The organism is Streptococcus cristatus (assembly GCF_003943535.1).
In the GTDB taxonomy this organism is placed as follows: Bacteria; Bacillota; Bacilli; order Lactobacillales; family Streptococcaceae; genus Streptococcus; species Streptococcus cristatus_L.
This window is the reverse complement of sequence record NZ_RJPU01000014.1, coordinates 1-10031: the sequence shown is the minus strand read 5'-3', so window position 1 is coordinate 10031 and position 10031 is coordinate 1. Positions and strand designations below refer to the sequence as shown.

The window sequence follows — 10031 nt, the reverse complement described above, 5'->3', positions numbered from 1 at the left end:
ATCTCACTCGCTAAACAATTTTTTTGTGCGGTCAAGAAAACCTCTCCAATGCTTGAAGAGGTTCGCTACTATGCTCAAGAATTGCTTCGTCTTTCTGAACGCAGACAAGTTGTCTTAAACGACATGGTAGCTCTAGCTCAGCCTTTACCAGAGTATGACATCTTACGGTCAATTCCTGGCATCGCAGAAACCACAGCGACATCTATCATTGGCGAATTGGGAGATATTCGTCGCTTTCAGTCTACCAATCAAATCAACGCTTTTATTGCCATTGACCTGAGACACTATGAATCTGGGAACTTTCTCGCTAAGGAACACATCACTAAACGAGGTAATCCCTATGCCAGAAAAATCTTGTTCAAGTGCATTCACAACATCGCTTCAGCTAGTCATACCAATCCCTGCCATATCACTGACTTTTATGAGAAACGAAAAAGACAATCGACAATAGCTTCAACTAAGCCACATACGATTGCCTCTATACATCGTCTCATTCGAACAATGTATTACCTCATTACGCATAACAAACTTTACGATTATTCTTTGACCCAAAATCGATAAGGCTGTCTATGCCGTATTATGGTAACACCTTGTTTCAAAAAATACCAGATGAGGTATTTTTTAGCATGCCCTTTTATGGATCAAAAAGTGTTAAAAATAAGACAGTAACCTCAGAATAGCTACTGTCTTATCTCTTTTTTTACTTAAAGCCTTGATAGACTTGACAAATGGTAGAAAAGAGCCGAATTTTTCTCCAATAATGAGAAAAAGCCCTGCTAAGCAGAGCTTTATCACCAATTATTTCCCAAGGTAGTATTCAGAAACAACGTTCAATTTTTCGTCAAATTCGAATACCAATGGTGGGAAGTTAGGGATTTCCACGTCCATGATTTCGTCATCTGACAATTGTTTGATGTGTTTTACAAGGGCACGGATTGAGTTACCGTGAGCTCCTACGAATACATTTTTACCATCTTTAAGAGCTGGAGCGATTTTGTCTTCCCAGAATGGAAGGGCACGTTCCAAAGTTACTTTCAAGTTTTCAGCATCTGGAATAACTGAATCGTCAAGTGAAGCGTAACGACGGTCAGTGTGAGCTGAGTGCTCATCATCACGATCCATTGCCGGAGGCAATACATCGTATGAACGACGCCAGATGTGAACTTGCTCATCACCAAATTGCTCAGCTGCTTCAGCCTTGTTTTTACCAGTCAAACCACCGTAGTGACGTTCGTTCAAGCGCCATGATTTTTCAACTGGAACCCAGAGTTGATCAGCAGCTTCAAGCGCCAAGTTTGTTGTTTTGATCGCACGTTTCAAAACTGAAGTATAAGCTTGGTCAAATTCGATACCAGCTTCTTTGATCAATTTACCAGCGTCGATTGCTTGTTGTGTACCTTTTTCAGAAAGATCTACATCAGCCCAACCAGTGAAAAGGTTAGCTTTATTCCATTCAGACTCACCATGGCGAGCAAAAACCAATTTTACCATTAGATGGATTCTCCTTTTATTTTCCGGGGTTTGCCCCGTTTATCTATTCTATTTTACAAAATTTTCTCTCAAAAATCTAGTCTCAGTGAGATATTTGTGAAATTTTCCACTTGCTCAGACTTTTAAGAAAATCAATTCTCCACTCAAGACTTCTAGCTAGCCACTTGTTCTTGCTGGGCGCACTCTGGACAAATGCCATAAACTACCATCTGGCTCTTCGTGATTTGATAACCGGTCTGCTCTGCTGCTTCCTGCTGAACATCTGGCAAATCCAAGTCCATATCCGCAATCCGACCACATTTTTCACAAATGACATTGAGGTGCTGATGCCCCATAAAATCATAATAGGTCGTCGTATCATTACGGACTTTGAGCTCTGAAACAAAGCCTTCATCAATCAACACTTTTAGGTTGTTATAAACAGTCGCCAAGCTCATATTGGGAAATTCAGGCAAGAGGGCTTGGTAAATCATCTCTGCACTAGGATGGTCATGACTGCTGATGACAAAAGCAATCACAGCCTTTCTCGTCTCTGTGATTCGAACACCTTTCAGCCTTAGATGTTCAATTACTTCCTGGTAATTCTTTTCATACTCTTCATTCATCTTCTCTATACTCCATCCACATTCATTCTAGCTTATTTCCATTATATCATGACAAACATAGATTTTCTATTAAGAATGATTGTAAATAAGGAAAAATATTAATCTGCCTAATAGACCTATTCATTTTAATTAAGTAGATTTTTGCCTCAAAGCACGATATGATAGAGATGTTAACAAATATGTAAGCGCTTAATTTTGATATATCGGTTTTATAGTAACAAATTCTGTAGCCAAGCTTCTGCTATTTTACCTGCCTTGCAGGAAACATGCAGGACAACTATTTGGGTACAGCTGGTTTTCTATCATTTTTTAGAAAAAATATATAAATGAGGATCTCATTATGAAAAAAACACCAAATCGCTGGTTCATTTTAGCAGCAGCTATCTTAACCAACCTTTCTTTAGGTGCTGGATACGCCTGGTCTGTTTTTCAAAAAGCGCTGCTGGAAGCCAATGCTAGCCAAGGATGGGTGCAAGCTCAAACCTCTCTAGCCTTCAGTATCTCTTTTGCAATGGTGCCAATCGGCATGATTCTTTTCGGACCTAAAGTCGATTCATTAGGCCCTAAGAAATTTGTCTTTCTAGGAGGCATTCTCTTTGGTGCGGGTATGTTTGCTACAGGATTTGCAACTTCTCTTCCTGTACTCTACTTGACCTACGGGGTTGTCCTTGGTCTCGGTATCGGATCAGCCTATGGCGCTTCAACTTCTGTCGCTACCAAATGGTTCCCTGATAAAAAAGGTCTCGCGGGTGGTTTAACCGCAGCTGGCTTTGGACTTGGACCACTAATCATCGGACCACTTGCCAAAACTCTCATCGCTTCAATGGGCGTTTATTCTACATTTAAAGTTCTGGGGATTGCCCTACTTGTCGTTATCTGCTGCTCTTCTCTTGTCATGGAAAAAGCTCCAGCAGCTGCTCCAGTAGCAGGAAGTTCTGCACCGACAGGCAAAACTCACAAAGAAATGCTACGTGAAGGAAACTTCTGGTTGCTGTGGCTCATCTACATTTTAGGTGCTACTGGTGGTATGATGATTATCGGCTCAGCAGCGTCTATCTCCGACCAATATAAACTAGTTGGGGAAGCAACTCTATTCGTTATGCTGGTTTCTATCGCCAATACTTTTGGACGAATCTTCTGGGGAGCTGTATCGGACAAAATCGGCCGCTACCCTACTGTAATCGCCATGTTTGGCGCTGTCGCTGGTGGCTTGGCACTGACCGCTCTCTTTAAAGGGGAGGGAAGCATCCTTGCAATTTTAGGCGTCATGCTTGTCGCCCTGTCCTTCGGTGGCTTCCTTGGATCTTTCCCAGGTATTACAGCCGAAAATTGGGGCGTGGCCAATGTCGGCACAAACTATGGCTGGATGTTCACGGCTTATGGTGTTGCAGCTATTGCCGGACCACAGTTGGGTGCTCGACTTGCTCAAGCAAACAAGGGAGACTATTCAATGGCCTTCTACATCGTTATTGGTATGGCACTCCTTGGTATCGTCCTACAATTATTCTATATTTCTAAATCAAAGAAAGCTTAAAACTAACACAAACTCTGGGGTGACCCAGAGTTTTTCTTTGACAAAGAAACTGTTAGCCAGCAAAAATTGAAAAGAGCTCTCCTGACCAACATAAAAGCCGAGATAAACTCGGCTTTTATGTTTAACGGAACGATTCTAGATCAACGGTCAGCACTTGGCCGTCTCGGACAACCTGCTGCCCAGCAATGTAGACATCCTGAACGTCGCTACCCTTGACTGCGTATACTAGGTGCGACAGCATATTTTCCAAAGGATAGAGGTGAAGTCGTCCCTTAGGCTGAATGGCAATGAAATCGGCTTGCTTACCCGCTTCCAGACTGCCAATTTTGTTATCCAAACCCAGCGCCTTGGCTCCTTCAATGGTCAAAGTTTTCAAGGCCTGCTCGATCGTAAACTGAGTCGCATCACCTGCCCGCATTTTCTGAAGGAGGGCTGCAGTCCGACCTTCTTCAAACATATCCAGATTATTATTGGAAGCGACAGAGTCAGTCGCTAAGCCAACGGTCACCCCAGCTGCTAGTAAGTCTGTCACTGGAGCTACACCAGAAGCCAGCTTGAGGTTACTGATAGGATTGTGGGCGATGCTGACTGGTGAAGTTGCTAAATCTGCAATCTCTGACGGATTCAGCTCAACTCCGTGAGCAAAAATGGCTGGCTGCTCCAAGTAGCCCAATTCTTTTAAGAAAGCTAGAGGTCTTTTACCAAAGCGCTCCAGGATGATTTTATTTTCTTCCTGAGTCTCTGCTACATGGATATGAAGCTTCAAATCCAGCTCACGAGCCAGCTCAAGACTGCCCTTGAGTAGATCTTCGTCACAGGCATAGGGCGAATGTGGCGCCACCATGACCTGAAAATCTTCATCTTCATAAGCGAGCATTTCCTCAATAATGGCCCGAGTACGTGCCAGAGTCTCTTCGGCTGTTTCCGCCTCTGAACTAAAGAGGGTTGGTGAGAAATAGCAGCGCATACCAGACTGCCGCACAGCCTGATAAATCCGGTCAATCTCCACTCCCTGAGGATTATACATGTCGTTAAAAGTCGTTGTTCCCGACTGGAGCATTTCAGCTAGAGCCAGCTGGACAGCTTTGGTTGTTAGATCCGATGTGAACTGGCTTTCTGCCGGCCAGATATAATCCTCCAGCCATTCGTGCAGATTGCTATCATCACGAATCCCGCGCAACAAGGTCATAGCAGAGTGAGTATGGCAGTTGACCAGCCCTGGCATGATCCAAGCACCCTCATAATCCACTAGCTCGCTGCACTGTTCTAGCCAGGCCTCGTCATAGGGACCACAGTAGGCAATGCGTTCATCTTCCACGACCAACAAGCCTTCCCGATAAACATGAAATGCGCTGTCACAGGTCACCAGATTAACATTAGTATAAACTTTCATCCTTGCTCCTTCTCATTTCGTTTTAGCTATTATAGCAAGCCTAGTAAACTAGCGCAAGAATTTTTCAAGATTATTTAAAATAAAGATAATCAGGATTGGGAGTCATATAATACAACTCTCCTTTAGAGAAAATCAGATTAATTTTATGTTGCTTATAGCTATATAAAATATAATCACTCTCCAACTGATAGTCTTGGTTCAAGCTAGCTGCCTGGGCAATATCCGCTGCTGTTACATAGAAAGCCTTTGCCTGCTCTTCCGTCACATGCTGACCTCGATAGAGCTCTTTTATATTTTCTAACTCCTGAGCTTTAAAAGTGTCCTTAATGTAATTCGGATCCTTTATGACGGCCTCTGGCTCGCCAAGCACCTTTTTGACTTGCTCCTCTGTATAGCCTTTGAAATCAGGCGTTTGAGCACTAAATCCTCCTTCAAAAGAACGATAATACACCTTGGCATTACCTGTTGCATAGATCTTGTCTTTATTGGCAGACTGTGCATCTTGAGGCAAGCTATCCGTCACTTCATCTGGCGAACTTGTCGCCTTGCTCTCAGAAGCTGGAGCACTGGATGATGAGGTCTGGCTGCTCTTTGATCTTTCTTGCTGACTGGAGCTTGTAGCCTTCGTCGATTCTGATTTCTTTGGTATTTTCACCTTTTGGACAGAAGAGGCTTCAGACCTAGGAACCCTTTTCCTTGGATAATAGCAAGCTGTCAAAGCCATGACAGCTGCAAGCATGGTTAAAAAGGTTATTACTTTTTTTAAATACATAGTTACCCCCATTTCTTAGCTACATTATATCATATTTTAAGTTTAGCAGGAGGAGCATCCTGATTTTTGCTGCCTTGCTTAACAAATAAGTGTTGTGTCTTCTAGAAAGTTAAGAGAAATAGTTGATATACGAGCTAGAAAGCTTAATACAGTTTACACAAAAGTTGGAAGCTAACGTCGTTAAACTTTTAAACAAATTATCTTCTTAGCCTCGCCCCTTCTTGCCCCTCGAACACAAAAAAAGCCTACTGCACAAGCCAGCAAGCTGATACAATAGGCTTTTGATTTTTGTCTTATTTTACAGCGTCTTTAAGAGCTTTACCTGCTTTGAAAGCTGGAACTTTAGAAGCTGCGATTGTGATTTCTTTACCAGTTTGTGGGTTGCGACCTTTACGTGCTGCACGCTCACGAACTTCAAAGTTACCAAAACCGATCAATTGAACTTTTTCACCTTTTGAAAGGTATTCTGTAACTGCTGCAAATACAGCGTCAACTGCTGCTGCTGAATCTTTTTTAGTCAATTCTGTAGCTTCTGCCACTTTTGCGATCAAATCTTGTTTGTTAGCCATTTAACAAATCCTCCAATTTTTTTCTGGGTTAATAACCCTAACAGATATTATCATATCTAAAAAAAGCGTCTAGGTCAAGTCTTAAGCAGACATTTTACAAATAATTTACCTTATTTATAGCGAACTAGAACGGCCCATGCATTTTCTCCAGTGTGCGTTTGGATGATGGAACCTGTTTCTAAGACAGAGATTGGTTGTTCAACAAATTCCTGCAGCTCTTCCTTCATTTGATTGGCAAATTCTGGTCCACCCGCATAGGAAATTCCGATTTCTTCAATTTCCTTCTCTTTCAGAGACTCTTTCAAGTCATCCAGCCATTTCTTAAAGGTTTTAGCGCCCCGTCCTTTGACAATAGGAGTCAAGGTATGATTTGTCATCTGCATGACGACACGAATATTTAAAAGCGAGCTAATCAGACCAGTCACACGGCCGATACGACCACCTTTGACCAAATTTTCTAAGGTTGATACACCGATGTATAGCTCCGTCTTGGCTTTGACTTCCTCAAGTTTTTCTAAAATCTCCTCCAAAGTCGCTCCGGCTTTTGCCATTTTAGCAGCCTCAACGACTTGGAATTTCATCGCTTGGTCCGTGAAAGAACTATCGACAACCGTTACATCAGCCTTGGCCAAGGTAGCACCCTGACGAGCTGCCTCTACGGTGCCAGATAAAGCATGAGACATGTGAATCGAGATAATTTGGACATCTTCTGCTGACAAATCTTCGAAAACCTCAGCAAATACTCCAACTGGTGGCTGGCTAGTCTTGGGTAGATTTTTACTAGACTTCATCAACTGAAGGAATTCTCCCTCTTTCAAATTGGAATCCGAGTAGACTACACCGTCAATCATGACCGTCAAAGGAACTATTGTAATATTCAAATCTTTTGCTAGTTCAGGCTCAATCGTAATCGAAGAGTCTGTCACAACTTTAATTTTTGTCATATTTTCCCTACTTTTATCCTGTTATTGAGTCTATTATACCAAAAAATCCTAAGTTTTTGTGAATCAATCTTAGCTTAATCCATAAATCTCAGAAAAATAAGAGCCTTCTAAGTCAAACACTACTTAGAAGACTCTTAATGATTTGATTAAGGCACTAGCCAAAGCTTACACAAAGAGATGCACTTTTAAGCCTCATCATCTTTGCGCTTGTGACCAAGAATCATGAATCCTAGACCCGCAAGAAGAGCACTTGTCGTCGCTCCTCCGACTGAAACTGGAGCAGTGCTACCTGTATTTGGTAAGGTCGCTTGTTTAGCCTTATCTCCTGCAGGAGTTGGAACAGCTGGCTTAGCATTTGGAACAGGTTTGCTTTCAGGCTTCTTCTCTAACTGATCCGTTTGAACTTTAGCTGCTGAATCAGTCTCTTGAACCGGCTTCACTTCTGGAGTCACTGGTGGAACCGGACTTGGCTGAGGTTCTGGTTTTGGAACCGATTGCGGTTGTGGCGCTGGTTCTGGTTTCGGCTGCGGTGCTGGTTCCGGTTGTGGTTGTGGACTAGGAACTTGCTTCGCTTCAAAGGACCATTTACCTATGAAAGTCAAACTTGTTCCCTCTTCCACTTTTTCATAGCTCAGGAATTTCCAAGTACCATTTGCAACAGAAACTTCTACAGGCATCGGTGCTTCTGGAACAAAAGCAATCGCTGCAGAAGAACTTGTAGTATATGTTCCACTTTGTGGAAGCAAGCTCAATACTTCTGCTGGCAAGTTGTTGTCTGCTGTCGCACTTTCAAAGCGGTAAGTCACTTTATAGGTTTCAGTTACTGGTGCAGGCAAAACATTAACTGGTACAGGAACTTCAGTAGAAGAACCATCTGGATAATCAACACGGACTGTACCGCTATAAGTACCTGGTTTTGTAGAATCTATTTGACCCGCAGGCGTGATATCGACTACCTTAGTACCATCTGGAAGGCTTGACAAGTTCGTCACATTATCAGTCAAGTTTGGTCTGTCTCCAACCTTAATAATTTCTTCCGTTACCTGAGGCGTATAAATTTCAGCATTTTTCGGATTTGCCTTAAACTCCCATTTTCCTACAAACTCAACATTTGCCTTGTTCACGACTGCATTGTCTGCATCGTAACCCTTGAAGGTCCAAGTGCCATCATTCACTGGGTCTGTGTAAGTGGTTTGTGATGGTTGTTGAGCTGAAACAGAAGCACCATTCACATATGTTGCACTGTCGCTTGGAGTCAATGCGGCGATGGCTGCTGGAAGTTGCTTACCTGCTGTTGCGCTCTCGAAGCTGTAAGTAGCTTGGTACTTGTTGGCTTCAAAGGTCCATTTTCCTACAAACTCAACATCGGACTTGTTCACAACTGCATTAGCTGCGTCATAGCCCTTGAAGGTCCATGTGCCGTCGTTCACAGTATCTGTGTAGGTCGCTTGCGCTGGTTGTTGAGCCGAAACAGAGGCACCATTCACATATGTTGCACTGTCGCTTGGAGTCAATGCTGCGATGGCTGCTGGAAGTTGCTTACCTGCTGTCTCACTCTCGAAGCGGTAAGTAGCTTGGTACTTGTTGGCTTCAAAGGCCCATTTTCCTACAAACTCAACATCGGACTTGTTCACGACTGCATTAGCTGCGTCATAGCCCTTGAAAGTCCAAGTGCCATCATTCACTGGGTCTGTGTAAGTGTTTTCCGCTGGTTGCTTAGCTGAAACAGAAGCACCATTCACATATGTTGCACTGTCGCTTGGGGTCAATGCGGCGATGGCTGCTGGAAGCGCTTGACCTGCTGTGGCGCTCTCGAAGCGGTAAGTGGCTTGGTACTTGTTGGCTTCAAAGGCCCATTTTCCTACAAACTCAACATCGGACTTGTTCACGACTGCATTAGCTGCGTCATAACCCTTGAAGGTCCAGGTGCCATCATTCACTGTGTCTGTGTAGGTCGCTTGCGCTGGTTGTTGAGCGGAAACAGAGGCACCGTTCACATATGTTGCACTGTCGCTTGGGGTCAATGCGGCAATGGCTGCTGGAAGAGCCTTACCTGCTGTGGCGCTCTCGAAGCGGTAAGTGGCTTGGTACTTGTTAGCTTCAAAGGTCCATTTTCCTACAAACTCAACATCGGCCTTGTTCACGACTGCATTGTCTGCGTCATAGCCCTTGAAGGTCCATGTGCCGTCGTTCACAGTATCGGCGTAAGTGGTTTCCGCTGGTTGTTGAGCGGAAACAGAGGCACCATTCTCATAAGTTGCACTGTCGCTTGGAGTCAATGCTGCGATGGCTGCTGGAAGTTGCTTACCTGCTGTGGCGCTCTCGAAGCTGTAAGTAGCTTGGTACTTCTTAGCTTCAAAGACCCATTTTCCTACAAACTCAACATTTGCCTTGTTGACAACTGCACTAGCTGCGTCATAGCCCTTGAAGGTCCATGTGCCGTCGTTCACAGTATCTGTGTAGGTCGCTTGCGCTGGTTGTTGAGCCGAAACAGTATTGCCATTCACATAGGTTGCACTGTCGCTTGGAGTCAATGCGGCGATGGCTGCTGGAAGTTGCTTACCTGCTGTCTCACTCTCGAAGCGGTAAGTAGCTTGGTACTTGTTGGCTTCAAAGGCCCATTTTCCTACAAACTCAACATTGGCCTTGTTCACGACTGCATTGCCTGCGTCATAGCCTTTGAAAGTCCATGTGCCATCATTCACACTATCTGTATAAGTGGT

9 protein-coding genes are annotated in these 10031 nt (G+C 43.8%); 2 read left to right on the top strand and 7 right to left on the bottom strand.

Features of this window, described 5'->3' with window-relative positions; translation table 11 throughout:
- The coding region (locus tag D8790_RS10260; RefSeq protein WP_142999363.1) for a transposase at positions 1-561 on the top strand (561 nt) is incomplete at its 5' end.
- Positions 562-798: 237 nt separating this feature from the next.
- Here the strand turns inward: D8790_RS10260 and D8790_RS10255 are convergent.
- Together D8790_RS10255 and D8790_RS10250 are read right to left on the bottom strand one after the other, a co-directional pair.
- Positions 799-1491, bottom strand: coding sequence for a phosphoglycerate mutase (locus tag D8790_RS10255; RefSeq protein WP_006596758.1), 693 nt, complete (start codon positions 1489-1491; stop codon positions 799-801).
- Positions 1492-1643: 152 nt separating this feature from the next.
- Positions 1644-2096, bottom strand: coding sequence for a peroxide-responsive transcriptional repressor PerR (locus tag D8790_RS10250; protein ID WP_125388507.1), 453 nt, complete (start codon positions 2094-2096; stop codon positions 1644-1646).
- A gap of 340 nt (positions 2097-2436) precedes the next feature.
- Between D8790_RS10250 and D8790_RS10245 the strand changes: the two genes are divergently transcribed.
- Positions 2437-3630 (top strand): L-lactate MFS transporter, encoded by a 1194-nt coding sequence (locus D8790_RS10245; RefSeq protein WP_061423287.1) that lies wholly within the window; start codon positions 2437-2439, stop codon positions 3628-3630.
- Positions 3631-3751: 121 nt separating this feature from the next.
- Here D8790_RS10245 and D8790_RS10240 read toward each other — a convergent pair whose 3' ends face one another.
- The 5 genes from D8790_RS10240 to D8790_RS10565 all read right to left on the bottom strand — a co-directional run.
- On the bottom strand, positions 3752-5023 hold the full coding sequence (locus tag D8790_RS10240; protein ID WP_125388506.1) for a TRZ/ATZ family protein: 1272 nt from the start codon (positions 5021-5023) through the stop codon (positions 3752-3754).
- 70 nt (positions 5024-5093) lie between these two features.
- Positions 5094-5795 carry a DUF4947 domain-containing protein gene (locus tag D8790_RS10235; protein ID WP_125388505.1) on the bottom strand — a complete coding sequence of 234 codons (702 nt, stop codon included), beginning with the start codon at positions 5793-5795 and terminating at the stop codon, positions 5094-5096.
- Between the two features lie 293 nt (positions 5796-6088).
- Complete coding sequence (hbs, locus tag D8790_RS10230) at positions 6089-6364, bottom strand: non-specific DNA-binding protein Hbs (protein WP_005589527.1); 276 nt, start codon at positions 6362-6364, stop codon at positions 6089-6091.
- 110 nt (positions 6365-6474) lie between these two features.
- Positions 6475-7308, bottom strand: coding sequence for a fatty acid kinase binding subunit FakB (gene fakB / locus D8790_RS10225; protein ID WP_125388504.1), 834 nt, complete (start codon positions 7306-7308; stop codon positions 6475-6477).
- Positions 7309-7493: 185 nt separating this feature from the next.
- Positions 7494-10031 (bottom strand): SHIRT domain-containing protein (locus D8790_RS10565; protein WP_221765903.1); only part of this gene is annotated, 2538 nt, incomplete at its 5' end.